The organism is Paraburkholderia sp. RL17-368-BIF-A (assembly GCF_046054045.1).
In the GTDB taxonomy this organism is placed as follows: Bacteria; Pseudomonadota; Gammaproteobacteria; order Burkholderiales; family Burkholderiaceae; genus Paraburkholderia; species Paraburkholderia graminis.
Genome location: NZ_JARESN010000018.1, coordinates 20,308 through 36,008, shown reverse-complemented (window position 1 = coordinate 36,008; position 15,701 = coordinate 20,308). Strand labels below are relative to the sequence as shown.

Genomic DNA, 15,701 nt, shown 5'->3' with positions numbered 1-15,701 from the left:
GCGCCGATCAGCCGCCGATGTACGACATTTCGACGCGGCGGGCATCCTGCGCGCCCGGGTCGGCCGCGTTGCTGCCGCGCAGTTGCGAGTAGCGGTCGCCGCGGCCTTGCCAGATTTCGGCGACGGCCGTCGCGATGTCGGCGTCGCTCGCTCCGGCGCGCAGCAGCGCGCGCAGGTCGTGGCCCGCCGATGCGAACAGGCACAGGTACAGCTTGCCCTCGGTCGAAAGGCGAGCGCGCGTGCAGCTTGCGCAGAACGCGCGCGTCACGCTGGAGATCACGCCGATCTCGCCGCTGCCGTCCGCGTAACCCCAGCGTTGCGCGGTTTCCGCGGCGCTATGCGCTTCGAGCGGCGCAAGCGGGAAATGCTCGGCGATGCGCGCGACGACATCGGCGGAAGGCAGCACTTCGGTCATGTTCCATCCGTTCGACGTGCCGACATCCATGTACTCGATGAACCGCAGCACCGTGCCCGAGCCTTTGAAATGGCGCGCCATCGGCACGATTTCGCTGTCGTTCGTGCCGCGCTTGACCACCATGTTGACCTTCACGGGCGCAAGTCCTACGGCCTGCGCGGCGGCAATGCCGTCGAGCACGTCGGCTACCGCGAAGTCCGCGTCGTTCATGCGGCGAAACAGCGTGTCGTCGAGCGCGTCGAGGCTGACCGTCACGCGAGTCAGGCCAGCGTCTTTCAGGCTGCGGGCTTTGCGCGCGAGAAGCGAGCCGTTGGTGGTCAGCGTCAGGTCGAGCGGCCGGCCGGCCGGCGTGGTGAGTTGCGCGAGCCGCTCGATCAGGAATTCGAGGTTCTTGCGCAGCAGCGGTTCGCCGCCCGTCAGACGAATTTTCTCGACACCATGCGCGACGAAGAGCCGCGCAAGGCGTTCGATTTCCTCGAAGGTCAGCAAGGCGCTGTGCGGCAGGAACGCATAGTCCTTGTCGAACACGGCGCGCGGCATGCAGTAGACGCAGCGGAAATTGCACCGGTCCGTCACCGAAATGCGCAGGTCGCGCAGAGGGCGCGCGAGCGTGTCATGCAGCGCGCCGCTAGGCGTCTGCAGCGGACCGGAGATGACCGGCGCCGCGCTGAGATCGGCAACAGGGATGATGCGTCGTGACATGGGTTGCTTGGGTTGCGCCAAACCGGGAAGACGAGTTCTTCATTCTATCGGAAATGCATGTTCCAGCAGGGCGAGGGCGGGCGCCTTCGGGGTTTACGGGGATGGCTACTGGCTGCGGGCTGACTGCGGTTCTTCGGGCGAAAAAAAGCCCGCCGGTGAGGCGGGCTTTTCGAACCGGCATCGCAGACTTACTGCGGATACCTGTTGGTTTCCACTTGCTGCATCGGCGCGCTGTCGGTCGGCGGTAACGGCTTGCGTTCGCGCACGACGCGCGGCGGCTTCGCCGTCTGCGCGGCCGCTTCCTGCGCGGCGCGCAGCTTGTCGGCGTCCGTATTCACCCAGACGAGACCGGCTTTCTCCAGCACGGGCTTCAGCGCTTCCGCCGACACCCCGCCGTTGAACGACGCCTGAGCCGGCTTGGCCGCTTGCGACACCTCGGCTGCCTGCGTGGCTTGCACGGCTTGCGACGGCGCTGCAATCGCCGGCTCCACTGCCGGCGCGGCTTCGTCCGCGGCCGGTTTCGGCTCGACGATTTCGGCTTGCGGCGCGGGCTCAGCGACCGGCGCGGCGACTACTTCGGCCGGAGCGGCGGGCTCGACGTGAGCCGGTGCAGCTTGCGCTTCAGCGGCCGGCGCAACAGCCGGTGCTTCTTCACGAACGACCGGTTCTGCAGCCGACGATACCGTTTCCGCAGCCGCGAGGACTGCCTGAGCCGGTTCGGCGGGCGCGGTGGGCGCGACCGGCGCTTCGGCGACCGGCGCTTCGGCAACCGGTTCGACGGCAGCCGGAGCAGCCGGCAGTTCCGCGACCGGCACGATCGTTTCGGTCTTCGCAGCCTTTTCGGCGGCGAGGGCCGGCGTTTCCGTGGCCGCGTGCAGTTCGCTGACGACAGCCTTTTCGGTCGCGACAGCCGCAACGACGACTTCCACCGGCGCCACTTCGTTCGCTTCGTTGGCTTCCGGCTTGCGTTCCACCGACTGCTGGGCGACGCGCACAGGTGCGTCCTCGCTCACGTTGGCGTTGTCGCCTTCCGCTTCCGCGACGTCCGCAGCCAGATTGCCGTTGACGTCTTCCTCACGCTCACGACGACCGCCACGACGGCCGCGACGGCGACGACGACGCTCTTCGCCCTCACGCGCCACCGCTTCCTGATCGACCGGCGCAACGTTTTCAGTGAGGGCGGCCTGGTTTTGCGCCACGTCCTCTGCGATCTGCGTATCGGCTTGCGTCAACGCGTCCGCGGTTTCCGTCTGCGGCTTGCGACGCTCGCCGCGCTCAGCACGTTCGCCACGTTCCCGACGCTCACCGCGTTCCTGGCGTTCGCCACGCGGGGTGCTTTCGACTGCCTCGGCACGGTCGGCGCCGCGGGTGTCGCGGTCGCGGCCTTCACGGCCTTCGCGTGCTTCGCGCGGCTCACGGTTCTCACGCGGTTCGCGGTTGCCACGCGGTTCGCGTGCTTCCCGTGCCTCGCGCGGTTCACGGCCTTCGCGTGGTTCCCGAACCTCGCGTCCCTCGCGTCCTTCACGCGGTTCGCGTTCCTCACGACGCTGCGACGGCTGCTGGCCCTGACGGCCGCCGTTTGCACCTTCACCACGCGCTGCCACGTCACGGCCGCCCGCGCCGCCACGGCGATTGCGGTTACGATCGCCGCCGCGTTCGCCGGTACGCTCACCGCGCTCCGTGCGTTCGCCGCGCTGCGGACGGGCCTGCTTTTCTGTCGTAGCCGGCGCAACCGGTGCCGGCGCCGCCGGCTGTACGCCGAACAGATTCTTCAACCAGCCGATGAAGCCGCCGCTCGCCTGCGTCACCGCAACCGCAGCCGGTGCCGCGACCGGGCGAACCGGCGCGCTCGGCGCCGGCTTCTCAGGCGTGATGCCCTTGACCGCCGCTTCCTGCTTCGGCTTCACTTCTTCGGTGCGCTTGCTGTAGCCGGTTTCCGACTCGAGCTCGCGAGCCGCTTCCTCGGCCATCTTCCACGAAGCGCGCGGCTCGTCCAGACGGGCGTCGTCGTGACGCAGGCGTTCCAGCTTGTAATGCGGCGTGTCCAGATGCTTGTTCGGCACCAGCACGACGTTGACCTTGAAGCGCGACTCGATCTTGTTGATTTCCGAGCGTTTTTCGTTCAGCAGGAAGGCGGTCACCTCGACCGGCACCTGGCAATGGATCGCCGCGGTGTTTTCCTTCATCGCTTCTTCCTGAATGATCCGCAGCACTTGCAGCGCGGACGATTCGGTATCGCGGATGTGACCCGTGCCGTTACAGCGCGGGCAGGTCACGTGGCTGCCTTCCGACAGCGCCGGACGCAGACGCTGACGCGACAGTTCCATCAGGCCGAAGCGCGAAATCTTGCCCATCTGGACGCGCGCGCGGTCGTGCTTGAGCGCGTCTTTCAGCCGCTGCTCGACTTCGCGCTGGCTCTTGGCCGACTCCATGTCGATGAAGTCGATCACGATCAGGCCGCCCAGGTCGCGCAGACGCAACTGGCGCGCGACTTCGTCGGCGGCTTCGAGGTTGGTGCGCGCGGCCGTTTCCTCGATGTCGGCGCCCTTGGTGGCGCGAGCCGAGTTCACGTCGATGGCGACGAGTGCTTCCGTGTGGTCGATCACGATCGCGCCGCCCGACGGCAGCGGCACCGTGCGCGAGTACGCCGTTTCGATCTGATGCTCGATCTGGAAACGCGAGAAGAGCGGCACGTCGTCGTGGTAGCGCTTCACCTTGCTGACGTTGTCCGGCATCACGATGTCCATGAAGGCGCGCGCCTGGTCATGGATTTCGGTGGTGTCGATCAGAATTTCGCCGATATCCGGCTGGAAATAGTCGCGAATCGCGCGAATCACGAGGCTTGATTCGAGGTAAATCAGCATCGGCTGGCCGGCCGAACCGCTTTGCGACGCGGCTTCGATCGCGCGCCACAGCTGCATCAGGTAGTTCAGGTCCCACTGCAGTTCTTCGGCGCTGCGGCCAATGCCGGCCGTGCGCGCGATGATGCTCATGCCTTCCGGCAATTGCAGCTGCGCCATGGTTTCGCGCAGTTCCTGACGGTCGTCGCCTTCGATCCGGCGCGACACGCCGCCGCCGCGCGGGTTATTCGGCATCAGCACCAGATAACGGCCGGCGAGCGAGATGAACGTGGTCAGGGCCGCGCCCTTGTTGCCGCGTTCTTCTTTTTCGACCTGAACGATCAGTTCCTGACCTTCCTTGAGCGCGTCCTGGATGCGGGCGGAGCGCATGTCGACGCCGTCGCGGAAATACTGGCGGGCGACTTCCTTAAACGGCAGAAAACCGTGGCGGTCTTCGCCGTAGTTGACGAAACAGGCTTCGAGCGACGGCTCGATGCGGGTGATGATGCCCTTGTAAATGTTGCCTTTGCGCTGTTCGCGCCCGGCGGTTTCAATGTCGATGTCGATGAGTTTTTGCCCATCGACGATGGCGACGCGCAGTTCTTCCTGCTGCGTCGCATTGAACAACATGCGTTTCATTGAACGGCTCCAGAGCGGCTCGGCCGGCCTCCGCTCCGCGGTTGTCAGGCGCGAGAGCGGGAGGCAGCGGCATGCCGCGCCTTATTGTGTTTTCACAAGCACGCTGGAGCGGGAAGAATGGCGGGAGAATTGCCTGAGAGGGCCCGGCTCCACAAACAAAGGAGCGCGGTGCCGCAGGGCACATGCGAACACGGCTTCAAATAACGACCCGACACGCCGCGGGTTCTGCCGGCAGACCTTCATAAACCCACGTCCCCCTCGCCGGCGCGCCGACTGGGCGCGGGACCGGAGGGTCGAAGGCTGCGGTCATGCCGCAACGGGAAGTTCGCGCAAGAGGCGCGTCTTTTCCTGCTGGGGGTGTCTCGCCTCATTTTGACGTCGCCAAGTCTTGCACTTTCTACAAGACGCCACGGGCGCACGCCGTATTTTCGCAACCTGCAGCTTCGTACAGCCGGGCGTAACGCCGCCCGATACCGAAGCTGGAAGTTAAATTCTTTTTTACCAAAATTCCGTTACCGTCGAAGCTGACCTTGACCGAACGCGCCTGTGGGCGCCGTCCCTGCCGGGTACTGACTTCGTGCGTGCAACTTGTTGCATCTCATTTTCAGGGCGAGCAACCAGCCCCCGGCACAAGTAAAATAACGATTTACGCTTGCACCTGCGCAGTCCGCCCGAATTCCGGACACTGCGCCGGCCGCCGCAGACTGCTGGGCAAATTATATTCAGAATGAAAGAGTTAGGCAAAATATCCCAGAAATCGGTAACAAGCGCGGTCGCGAGCGACCAGGTCTCCGTCATCGAGATCGACGACAGTGCGGCCGGACAGCGCATCGACAACTTTTTGTTACGCGTCTGCAAAGGCGTGCCGAAAAGCCATATTTACCGCATCCTGCGCAGCGGGGAAGTGCGCGTCAACAAGGGCCGGATCGACGCGCAGTACCGGCTTGAACTGGGCGATCTGGTGCGCGTGCCGCCCATCCGCGTCGCGCAACATGACGAAACGGTGCCGTCGGCGCCGGTTCCGAGCGCCGAATTCAGGATCATTTTCGAAGACGAGCATCTTCTTGTCATCGACAAACCGGCCGGCGTCGCGGTGCACGGCGGAAGTGGCGTCGCCTTTGGCGTCATCGAGCAGATGCGCCAGTCGCGCCCGCAGGCGAAGTTCCTCGAGCTCGTGCATCGGCTGGATCGCGAGACCTCGGGCATTCTGATGCTCGCCAAGAAGCGTTCGGCGCTCGTCAATCTGCACGACCAGATCCGCGAGAACCGAATGGACAAGCGGTACTATGCGTGCGTCCACGGCGAATGGGCGAGCGACTGGGGCCGCCGTCGGGCGGTGAAGGAGCCGCTGCACAAATATCTGACCGCGGACGGCGAGCGGCGCGTGCGCGTGCAGGCCGACGGTCTGGCGTCGCACACGGTGTTCAACCTGATCGACCGCTGGCCGGACTACGCGCTGCTGGAGGCGGAGCTGAAGACGGGCCGCACCCATCAGATACGCGTGCATTTGCAGCATCTGGAGCTGCCGATCGTCGGCGATGCAAAATACGGCGACTTTGCGCTGAACAAGGCGCTCGCCCGCTCGAACGCGAAGCCGGGGCTCAAGCGCATGTTCCTGCACGCTTACCGCCTGAAGCTCACGCATCCGGCCACCGGCGCGCCGCTGCAACTGGAGGCGCCATTGCCGGCCGAGTGCCGCAATTTCATCGCGCAGCTCAACGAATTACGAAATGGGTCATACCCGGAGACGGCACCGCATGGCTAGAGAGCAATTTGACCTGATCGTCTTCGACTGGGACGGGACGCTGATGGATTCGACTGCGCACATCACGCGCAGCATTCAGGCGGCGTGCCGCGATCTCGGTTTGCCCGTGCCCGCGGACGAAGCGGCGAGCTATGTGATCGGCCTCGGCCTGCGCGACGCGCTGCAGATCGCCGCGCCCACGCTCGATCCGGCCGACTACCCGCGGCTCGCCGAGCGCTACCGGTTTCACTATCTGGTGAAGGATCAGACCACGGAGTTGTTCGCCGGCGTGCGCGAGATGCTCCGGGAACTGCGCGATCAGGGCTATCTGCTGGCGGTCGCGACCGGCAAAAGCCGCGTCGGCCTGAATCGTGCGCTCGATCAGGTGCGGCTCACGAGCCTGTTCGACGGTACGCGCTGCGCGGACGAAACCTTCTCCAAGCCGCATCCGGCCATGTTGCACGAACTGACGCGTGAACTGGGGCAGGACCCGGTGCGCACGGTCATGGTCGGCGATACGACACATGACCTGCAGATGGCGATCAACGCGGGCGTCGCGGGTATCGGCGTGACCTACGGCGCGCATCCGGCGGACTCGCTGAGCGCGCTGTCGCCGAAATATATGGCGTCGAGCATCAGCGCGCTGTCGGGCTGGCTGAAGGACAACGCATGAGTTCGGCGGAAGAGCCCGGCGGGCGGGCAACGGAGGCGGCGCAGGCCGTGCGCGTGTGCCGTTCGGAGGAACTGGTCGATGGCGGCATTGGCGTTCGGCGTGCCGCGCGAGTCGGCGCCGAAGAAGTCGTGGTGTTTTTCGTCCGCTACGACGGTCGCGCCTACGGCTATCTGAACCGCTGCGCGCACGTGCCGATGGAGCTGGACTGGGCAGAGGGTCAGTTCTTCGAATCGTCGGGTTTATACTTGATGTGCGCCACCCACGGGGCAATTTACGCGCCGGACACCGGCAAATGCGTAGGCGGTCCGTGCCGCGGCGGGCGGCTGCGAGCGCTCCAGGTCGACGAACGCGATACCCCGGAAGGCCGCGCCGTTTTCTGGCTTCCCGACGGCGAACTGCGGCCCATCGAGTCCTGATCGGCGTCGCCCCGTCTCTTTCCCTTACTGAAAAGCCTGAATGTCCGACAACTTGACGCCTGAAACCAAAGAGCCGTCCACGAACGGCCGCGCTAACGCCGAACCCGGCTGGGAGCGCGCGGCGCTCGAGCGCATCGCGCTTGCCGCGGTCAATGAACAACGGGCCGCGCGCCGCTGGAAAATCTTTTTCCGTCTGCTTTTCCTGGCCCTGGTGGCTTTCGTCGTCTGGACCGTGTTCGATTTTTCCGGCGACAAGCTGGCGGCTTCCGGCCGTCACACGGCGTTGATAGCGCTCGAAGGCGAAATATCGGCGAATACGCGTGCGAACGCCGAAGATATCAGCGCCGCGCTGGAAAGCGCGTTCGAAGACTCCGGCACGGCGGGCGTCATTCTCCGCTGCGACAGCCCCGGTGGCAGCCCGGTCCAGGCGGGCATTATCTACGACCAGATGAGGCGTTTGCGCGCGAAACATCCGTCAATTCCGCTTTATGTGGTGGTCGGCGACATGTGCGCGTCGGGCGGGTACTACGCCGCGGCGGCGGGGGACAAGATTTATGTCGACAAGGCGAGCATCGTCGGCTCGATCGGCGTGCTGATGGACAGCTTCGGTTTCACCGGGCTGATGGACAAGCTCGGCATTCAGCGCAGGCTGCACACCTCGGGTGAGAACAAGGGTTTTTACGATCCGTTCTCGCCCGAAACGCCGAAGATGGACCAGCACGCGCAGGAAATGCTCGACCAGATCCACGCACAGTTCATCGAAGCAGTGCGTCAGGGCCGCGGCAAGCGTCTGCATGAGACGCCGGATATGTTCTCCGGCCTCTTCTGGACGGGCCAGAAGAGTGTCGAGCTCGGTCTCGCCGATGGTTTCGGCGACGCCAACTACGTGGCGCGCGAAATCATCAAGGCGCCGGATATCGTCGATTACACGGTCAAGGAGAGCATTACCGACCGCGTCGCGCGTAAATTCGGCGCGGCCGTGGGCAATGGCGCGGTGCACGCGTTGGCGCTTGGCGGGAAGCTGGGTTTGCGCTGAGGCGAGGCGGCCGGAAAGGCTTGTGGGGCTTGTGCCGCGCGCCGGGATTAGCCGCGCGGTCCCCGTCTTCACACTTCAGCCGTCGTCATCTCACGCCGCCAATATCAGAAAAATGGCGGGGCGCTTGTGCAAGTCGAGCGCCGGTTTCTTCTTCCAGTCCGCCACCGTGTGGCTGCGGATGGTTTCGGTGTCCAGCGTCAGGTCGACTGCGACGCAAACCAGCGTCGAAGGCGCGCAGGTGGCGAGCAATGTGTCGAGCAGCGCCCGGTTGCGGTACGGCGTCTCGATAAAAATCTGCGTCTGCTTGCCCTTGCGCGATTGCATTTCAAGATCGCGCAGACGTTTTGCCCGCTCTGCCGCATCGACCGGCAAATAGCCGTGGAATGCGAAGCTTTGTCCATTGAGCCCCGAAGCCATTAGCGCCAGCAAAATGGAGCTAGGCCCGACGAGCGGCACCACCTTCACACCGCGCTCGTGCGCCCGACGCACCAGCAGTGCGCCTGGGTCCGCCACCGCCGGGCAGCCGGCTTCCGAGACGAGGCCCGCGTCGGTGCCGGCGAGTAGCGGCGCGAGCAGTTTGTCGATTTCGCCGGCCGGCGTGTTGACGTTCAGTTCGCGGATCTCGATGTCCTGAATCGGCCGCTCGGTGCCCACTTTCTTCAGGAACGCGCGCGTGGTCTTCGCGTTTTCGCCGATGTAATACTGCAACGCCGCGGCCCGGCCGCGCACGGGAGCGGGCAGGACAGCGCCGAGCGCGTCCGCGTCGCCTTCGCCTAGCGTGTTCGGGATCAGATAGAGCGTGCCGCTCATCGCGCCCCCAATAGCGGATAGCCCGCCGTCAACAGCATGCCCGACAGCGCGATCAGCGGCAGGCCGATGAGTGCGGTCGGATCGTCGGAATGGATTGCTTCGAGCAGCGCAATGCCGAGCCCTTCGGACTTCGCGCTGCCGGCGACGTCATACGGCGTTTCGGCGCGCAGATAGGCTTCGAGCGCCGCATCCGGCAGGTCGCGAAACTGCACGCGAGTGACGACGTCGACGGTCTGCGCGGCCCCCGAGTGGCTGTCGAACAGGCACAGCGCGCTATGGAACAGCACTTCGCGGCCGCGCATCGCCTGCAATTGGGCGAGCGCCTTGTCGTGCGTGCCGGGCTTGCCGATTTGCAGGCCGTCGTAGGTGGCGACCTGGTCGGAGCCGATCACGAGCACCGCCTGATCCGGCGAAAATGACCGGGCCACGGCGCGTGCTTTCGCCTCGGCGAGGCGCAACGCGGTGGCCTCGGGCGTTTCACCGGCATGCGGCGTTTCGTCGATCGCGGGCACGGCCACGTCGAATGGAACGCGCAGGCGTTCGAGCAACTCGCGGCGATACGGCGAACTCGACGCCAGAATCAGGCGTGGCGGGCTTTGGGGGGAATCTGGCATGGTCGATCAACGGCTTGAAGGGCGGGGCATACAGGGTTGCGCGAAGGCCACGCCGGTACGGGCTTAAGTGTTTGACTCGAAAAGACAAAACGGATATGATTTTGGGCTTTTCATCGGTATGCTTGCGTCAGGCGGGCTCGGTGCGTGCTGAAGCAGGTCGAGAGCAAATCAAGAACTGCCGGGCACATTGCCGAAGTTACGCGGGCATTCTCGCAACTGATTTACCCCGCGATTTGGCGGCGCGAAACAAACGTCGACGAACAGCAAAAAGCGGCGAAACCTTTGCCGACGCAGGAGCGCACATGACTCAACATCCTGGCAAACCTGCAGGTCTGTCCGACCCGCATGAACTCGATCTGTTCGAATTTGCGCGGAGCGGCCGGCAGGCCGCGGGTGTCGTGCGCGTCTCGCAACTGCCGCGCATGTTAAACGAAGTCCCGGCAGAAGCGCCAGACCGCGATACCGGGTTCACCTGGCAAGCCGAAGGGTCGACGCAGCCGGAATTGCAGGACGACGGCACCGAGGGTCCCCAGCCGTATTTGAGGCTGGCGATTCACGGCGCGGCATGGCTCGAATGTCAGCGGTGCATGACCCCGTACTCGCAGGCCTTCAATGTCGACGCGACCTACCGGATCGTCAGCACTGAGGCGGAAGCCGAAGAGTTTCCGCTCGACGAAGATGAAGTCGAAGTGATCGTGGGCTCGCGCCAGTTCGATCTCATCGACCTGATCGAGGAAGAGTTGCTGCTTTCCTTGCCGCTTGTGCCCAAGCACGAGGTTTGTCCCGAGGTGCACGAGAGTCTCGTCTCTGGTGCGGCCGGTGCCGAGGGCGAGGGCGACGAAGCCGCGCTGGACGAAGCTGGCGAGGGCGAAGAGCCCGAGCGGCCGAATCCGTTCGCGGCGCTCGAAAGTCTCAAGCGCGGTGAGTCGGGCGACAAGAAGCACTGAACAGTTGCATAGGAGCGCGAAGCGGGGCGCATAGGCCATTCGGCCAGTGGCGGACACCGTGTCGGGCTGTGTTAGAATTCGGAAAATTTTTAGGAGTTAGTCATGGCAGTTCAACAAAACAAGAAGTCGCCGTCGAAGCGCGGCATGCACCGTTCGCACGATTTCCTGACGGCAGCGCCGCTGGCCGTGGAACCGAGCACGGGCGAAGTGCATCTGCGTCACCACGTTAGCCCGAACGGCTACTATCGCGGCAAGAAAGTCGTCAAGACGAAGAACGACTAATCGTTTCACTGCGTTGCGCCCACTGGCGTTTCGCGTGGCGATCAGCTCGCTTGACATTTTCCCGGCTCGGCAAAAAGGCGGCATTCAATTGCCGCTTTTTTATGTCTGAAATTCGCCGCACTCCATGACAGTAAAGCTCACGATAGATTGCATGGGAGGCGACCACGGCCCGTCCGTGACCGTTCCCGCTGCCGTCAACTTCGTTCGCTCGCATCCCGACGCGCAGTTGCTGCTCGTCGGCATTGAAAGTGCGATTCGTGCGCAGCTGAAGAAGTTGAAGGCTCAGGACCTGTCGGCGTTGACGGTCGTTTCCGCTTCCGAGATCGTCGCGATGGACGATCCGGTCGAAGTCGCGCTGCGCAAGAAAAAAGATTCGTCCATGCGCGTGGCGCTGAATCGCGTCAAGGAAGGCGAGGCGCAAGCCTGCGTCTCCGCCGGCAATACCGGCGCGCTGATGGCGGTGTCGCGCTATGTGCTGAAAACGCTGTCGGGCATCGAGCGCCCGGCGATTGCGTCCGCCTTGCCGAACCCCAACGGCTACACGATGATGCTCGACCTGGGCGCCAACGTCGACTGCGAACCGCAGCATCTGCTGCAATTCGCGGAGATGGGGCACGCGCTCGTGTCCGCGCTCGAAGGCCGCGAGCGGCCCACCATCGGCCTTCTGAATATCGGCGAAGAAGTCATCAAGGGCAACGACACGATCAAGCGTGCCGGTGAACTGCTGCGCGCGAGTACACTGAACTTCCACGGCAACGTGGAAGGCAACGACATCTTCAAAGGCACGGTCGACGTGATCGTGTGCGACGGGTTCGTCGGCAACGTGGCGCTCAAAACGTCCGAAGGCCTCGCGCAGATGCTGTCGAATATCATCAAGGAAGAGTTCGGCCGTTCGTGGCTCACGCGAGTCATGGCGGTGCTCGCATTGCCCGTGTTGATGCGTTTCAAGAAGCGCGTCGATCATCGGCAATACAATGGTGCCGCGCTGCTCGGCCTGCGCGGACTGGTGATCAAAAGCCACGGTTCGGCAGACGCCTACGCGTTTGAGTGGGCTATCAAACGCGGGTATGATGCCGTCAAAAACGGCGTGCTGGAGCGCCTTGCGCAAGCGATGGAAGAGAACGCGGGTTCTCTTGAACAGGCGGCGCGCGACGCAAGCGGTGCGGGCCACGCAAGCCCCATCGCAGGCCAGCCGGCCGAGCCCTACGCTGCGCAATCCTCGAAGGCATAATGGCTCAATCGACAATTTATTCCCGCGTCCTCGGCACCGGCAGCTATCTGCCGCCCGCGCGCGTCACCAATCAGGACCTCGCCGAGCGTCTCGCGAAGCAGGGCGTCGAGACGAGCGACGAATGGATTGTGGCCCGCACGGGCATCCATGCGCGCCACTTCGCCGATCCGGACGTCACCACGAGCGACCTCGCGCAGTTCGCGTCGCAGCGCGCGATCGAAGCGGCGGACATCGACCCGCAAGCCATCGACCTGATCATCGTCGCGACTTCCACGCCTGACTTCGTGTTTCCGAGCACGGCGTGCCTGTTGCAGAACAAGCTCGGCATCAAGAATCACGGCGCGGCTTTCGACGTGCAGGCCGTCTGCTCGGGCTTCGCCTACGCAGTCGCGATGGCGGACAGCCTGATTCGCGGCGGCCAGCATCGCACGGCGCTGGTGGTCGGCGCGGAGACGTTCTCGCGCATTCTCGATTTCAACGACCGCACGACCTGCGTGCTGTTCGGCGACGGCGCCGGCGCGGTGATCCTGCAGGCATCGGCTGAGCCGGGTGTGTTGGCCAGCGCTTTGCACGCGGACGGCAGCCATTCGGGCATTCTCTGCACGCCGGGCAACGTAAACGGCGGCGTGGTGGCGGGCAGCGCGTTCCTGCACATGGACGGGCAAGCGGTCTTCAAGCTCGCCGTCAACGTGCTGGAAAAGGTCGCGGTCGAGGCGCTCGAGAAAGCGAACCTGTCGGCCGATCAGATCGACTGGCTGATTCCGCATCAGGCCAATATCCGCATCATGCAAAGCACTTGCCGCAAGCTCGGCTTGCCGCAGGAACGCATGGTCGTCACGGTGGGCGAGCACGGCAATACGTCGGCGGCGTCCATTCCGCTCGCGCTCGACGTCGCGGTGCGCGACGGCCGCATCAAGCGCGGCCAGAACGTGCTGATCGAAGGCGTCGGCGGCGGCTTCACGTGGGGCGCGTCGGTCATCCGCTACTGATAACGGGCCGATTTCCGGCGGCGCCTTTCAGTGCGCCTTGCGCCGCGTCCGCGCGCTTTGAAGCCGCGCGCCTACATCTGACTAAATCGTTTTTGGGGACGATATGAAATTTGCGTTCGTTTTTCCCGGACAGGGTTCGCAATCGGTCGGCATGCTCAACGCGTTTGCCGATCACGCCATCGTGCGCGAGACGGTTCAGGAAGCCTCCGACGCGCTCAATCAGGACCTCGGCAAGCTGATCGCCGAAGGTCCCGCCGAAGATCTGAATCTCACCACCAACACACAGCCGGTCATGCTCACCGCGGCCTACGCGATCTATCGCGCGTGGCAGCAGGCGGGCGGCCCGGCGCCGGCGATCGTCGCGGGTCATAGCCTCGGCGAATACACGGCGCTCGTCGCGGCCGGTGCGATCGCATTTCGCGATGCCGTGCCGCTGGTGCGCTTTCGCGCGCAGGCCATGCAAACGGCAGTGCCCGTCGGCGAAGGCGGCATGGCCGCGATTCTCGGTCTCGACGACGACACGGTGCGCGCGGTGTGCGCGGAAGCGTCGGTTGCAGGCGTCGTCGAAGCGGTCAATTTCAATGCGCCGGCGCAAGTCGTGATCGCGGGGCACAAGGCTGCTGTCGAGAAAGCGTGCGAAGTGGCGAAAGCGAAGGGCGCGAAGCGCGCGTTGCCGCTGCCGGTGTCTGCGCCGTTCCACTCGTCGTTGCTCAAGCCCGCTTCGGATCAACTGCGCGAGTACCTGGCGAGCGTCGACGTGAAGGTGCCGTCGATCCCCGTCATCAACAATGTCGACGTCGCGATCGTCAACGAGCCGGCGCAGATCAAAGACGCGCTGGTGCGTCAGGCGGCCGGTGCGGTGCGCTGGGTCGAGAGCGTGCAGGCAATGGCCGCGCAAGGCGTCACGCACGTCGTCGAATGCGGGCCGGGCAAGGTCCTTGCGGGCCTGACCAAACGCATCGACGGCAATCTGGTCGGCGCTTCGGTGTTCGATCCGGCCTCGCTCGAGGAAACGCTCAAGCTCGTGACAGCAGGCTAAGCGCGACGCCGCACAGACGCGGCAACTCGTATCGGCAATCAATCAGCCCTGCGAAGGGCATTCGGATCGACAGATGGAAAAGAATCTCGACAAGCACATCGCAATCGTAACGGGCGCCTCGCGCGGCATCGGCCGCGCCATCGCCATGGAACTCGCGCGCCAGGGCGCTACCGTGATCGGCACGGCGACGAGCGAAAGCGGCGCGGCGGCCATCAGCGAAGCGTTCAATGCAGCCGGCGTGAGCGGCCGCGGCGCGGTGCTCGACGTGAACGACGCAGCGGCTGCGGAAGCGCTGATCGACGGCACGGTGAAGGAATTCGGCACGCTCAGCGTGCTCGTGAACAACGCCGGCATCACGCAGGATCAACTCGCCATGCGCATGAAAGACGACGACTGGGATGCGGTGATCGACACCAATCTGAAGTCGGTGTTCCGTCTGTCGCGCGCGGTGCTGCGTCCGATGATGAAGGCGAAGGGCGGGCGCATCATCAACATCACGTCGGTGGTCGGTTCGGCGGGCAACCCTGGGCAGATCAATTACGCCGCGGCGAAAGCGGGCGTGGCGGGCATGACGCGCGCGCTCGCACGCGAGATCGGCAGCCGCGGCATCACGGTGAATTGCGTGGCGCCTGGCTTCATCGATACCGACATGACGCGCACGTTGCCCGAAGAGCAGCAAACCGCGCTGAAAACGCAGATTCCGCTGGGCCGTCTCGGCAGCCCGGAAGACATCGCGCACGCTGTCGCATTCCTCGCGTCGCCGCAAGCCGGTTACATCACCGGCACGACGATGCATGTGAACGGCGGAATGTACATGTCGTAACCAAATTCGGTTACTATCCGCGCCTTGATGCGTTTGCGAATGCGTAAGGCGCATGCCTTGACAGCAACCTGATGCGCCGCTTTTTTGCCGGGTCAAACCTGATAAAATGCGCGCACCTGTATTTTTGAACTTCTTTCCCTTGGAGGGGTAATGGACAATATCGAACAGCGCGTCAAGAAGATCGTCGCAGAACAACTGGGCGTGGCCGAAGCTGAAATCAAGAACGAAGCTTCGTTCGTGAACGACCTCGGCGCCGACTCGCTGGACACGGTTGAACTCGTGATGGCCCTCGAAGACGAATTCGGCATGGAAATTCCGGATGAAGAAGCCGAGAAGATCACCACCGTTCAGCAAGCGATCGACTACGCTCGCGCAAACGTCAAGGCCTAAGGTCATTCGCGCCTGCGTTTCTGCGTTCGCGGCGCATGACGCCCTGCCGCGTCGGTTGCCGACGCTATCGGGGCTGGCGTGTTTTGCCACGCCGCTTGTCGCAAGAGTTGC

At 64.3% G+C, this 15,701-nt stretch carries 15 protein-coding genes; 11 read left to right on the top strand and 4 right to left on the bottom strand.

The features are described 5' to 3' along the window. Positions 1-7: 7 nt before the first annotated feature. Both moaA and P0D87_RS25630 read right to left on the bottom strand, forming a co-directional pair. Complete coding sequence (gene moaA / locus P0D87_RS25635; RefSeq protein ID WP_006053286.1) at positions 8-1,117, bottom strand: GTP 3',8-cyclase MoaA; 1,110 nt, start codon at positions 1,115-1,117, stop codon at positions 8-10. A gap of 188 nt (positions 1,118-1,305) precedes the next feature. Next, positions 1,306-4,596 carry an Rne/Rng family ribonuclease gene (locus tag P0D87_RS25630; protein WP_053858561.1) on the bottom strand — a complete coding sequence of 1,097 codons (3,291 nt, stop codon included), beginning with the start codon at positions 4,594-4,596 and terminating at the stop codon, positions 1,306-1,308. A gap of 727 nt (positions 4,597-5,323) precedes the next feature. Here P0D87_RS25630 and P0D87_RS25625 point away from each other — a divergent pair. From P0D87_RS25625 to P0D87_RS25610, 4 genes are read left to right on the top strand one after another with little or no spacing between them, the layout of a single operon-like run. Then, positions 5,324-6,361: an RluA family pseudouridine synthase gene (locus P0D87_RS25625; RefSeq protein WP_006051925.1), complete on the top strand. Its 1,038-nt coding sequence runs from the start codon at positions 5,324-5,326 to the stop codon at positions 6,359-6,361. Beyond that, complete coding sequence (locus P0D87_RS25620; protein ID WP_408637074.1) at positions 6,354-7,013, top strand: HAD-IA family hydrolase; 660 nt, start codon at positions 6,354-6,356, stop codon at positions 7,011-7,013. Before P0D87_RS25625 ends, P0D87_RS25620 begins: the two co-directional genes overlap by 8 nt. Further along, positions 7,010-7,429 carry a Rieske (2Fe-2S) protein gene (locus P0D87_RS25615; protein WP_053858560.1) on the top strand — a complete coding sequence of 140 codons (420 nt, stop codon included), beginning with the start codon at positions 7,010-7,012 and terminating at the stop codon, positions 7,427-7,429. The genes P0D87_RS25620 and P0D87_RS25615 overlap by 4 nt, the downstream gene beginning before the upstream one ends. A 40-nt stretch (positions 7,430-7,469) precedes the next feature. Next, the gene (locus P0D87_RS25610) at positions 7,470-8,465 is read left to right on the top strand and encodes a S49 family peptidase (RefSeq protein ID WP_053858559.1); all 996 of its coding nucleotides are present in this window, start codon (positions 7,470-7,472) and stop codon (positions 8,463-8,465) included. Positions 8,466-8,555: 90 nt separating this feature from the next. On the opposite strand, the gene P0D87_RS25605 is transcribed toward P0D87_RS25610, so the two are convergent. Beyond that, a complete protein-coding gene (locus tag P0D87_RS25605) occupies positions 8,556-9,275 on the bottom strand; it encodes an SAM-dependent methyltransferase (protein ID WP_053858558.1) in 720 nt (239 codons plus the stop codon). After that, the gene (locus P0D87_RS25600) at positions 9,272-9,889 is read right to left on the bottom strand and encodes a Maf-like protein (protein WP_053858557.1); all 618 of its coding nucleotides are present in this window, start codon (positions 9,887-9,889) and stop codon (positions 9,272-9,274) included. The genes P0D87_RS25605 and P0D87_RS25600 overlap by 4 nt, the downstream gene beginning before the upstream one ends. A gap of 302 nt (positions 9,890-10,191) precedes the next feature. Here P0D87_RS25600 and P0D87_RS25595 point away from each other — a divergent pair, with 302 nt between their 5' ends. From P0D87_RS25595 to acpP, 7 genes are all read left to right on the top strand, one after another. Continuing rightward, complete coding sequence (locus P0D87_RS25595) at positions 10,192-10,836, top strand: YceD family protein (RefSeq protein ID WP_171799885.1); 645 nt, start codon at positions 10,192-10,194, stop codon at positions 10,834-10,836. Between the two features lie 102 nt (positions 10,837-10,938). Next, positions 10,939-11,118 carry a 50S ribosomal protein L32 gene (rpmF, locus tag P0D87_RS25590; protein ID WP_006051932.1) on the top strand — a complete coding sequence of 60 codons (180 nt, stop codon included), beginning with the start codon at positions 10,939-10,941 and terminating at the stop codon, positions 11,116-11,118. 124 nt (positions 11,119-11,242) lie between these two features. Next, positions 11,243-12,349: a phosphate acyltransferase PlsX gene (plsX, locus tag P0D87_RS25585; RefSeq protein WP_006051933.1), complete on the top strand. Its 1,107-nt coding sequence runs from the start codon at positions 11,243-11,245 to the stop codon at positions 12,347-12,349. Continuing rightward, positions 12,349-13,338, top strand: coding sequence for a beta-ketoacyl-ACP synthase III (locus P0D87_RS25580; RefSeq protein ID WP_006051934.1), 990 nt, complete (start codon positions 12,349-12,351; stop codon positions 13,336-13,338). Before plsX ends, P0D87_RS25580 begins: the two co-directional genes overlap by 1 nt. A gap of 103 nt (positions 13,339-13,441) precedes the next feature. Further along, a complete protein-coding gene (gene fabD / locus P0D87_RS25575; protein WP_053858555.1) occupies positions 13,442-14,377 on the top strand; it encodes an ACP S-malonyltransferase in 936 nt (311 codons plus the stop codon). A 73-nt stretch (positions 14,378-14,450) separates the two neighbouring features. Continuing rightward, a complete protein-coding gene (gene fabG / locus P0D87_RS25570) occupies positions 14,451-15,200 on the top strand; it encodes a 3-oxoacyl-ACP reductase FabG (protein ID WP_006051936.1) in 750 nt (249 codons plus the stop codon). A gap of 150 nt (positions 15,201-15,350) precedes the next feature. Next, positions 15,351-15,590: an acyl carrier protein gene (acpP, locus tag P0D87_RS25565; RefSeq protein ID WP_004197638.1), complete on the top strand. Its 240-nt coding sequence runs from the start codon at positions 15,351-15,353 to the stop codon at positions 15,588-15,590. Positions 15,591-15,701: the final 111 nt, after the last annotated feature.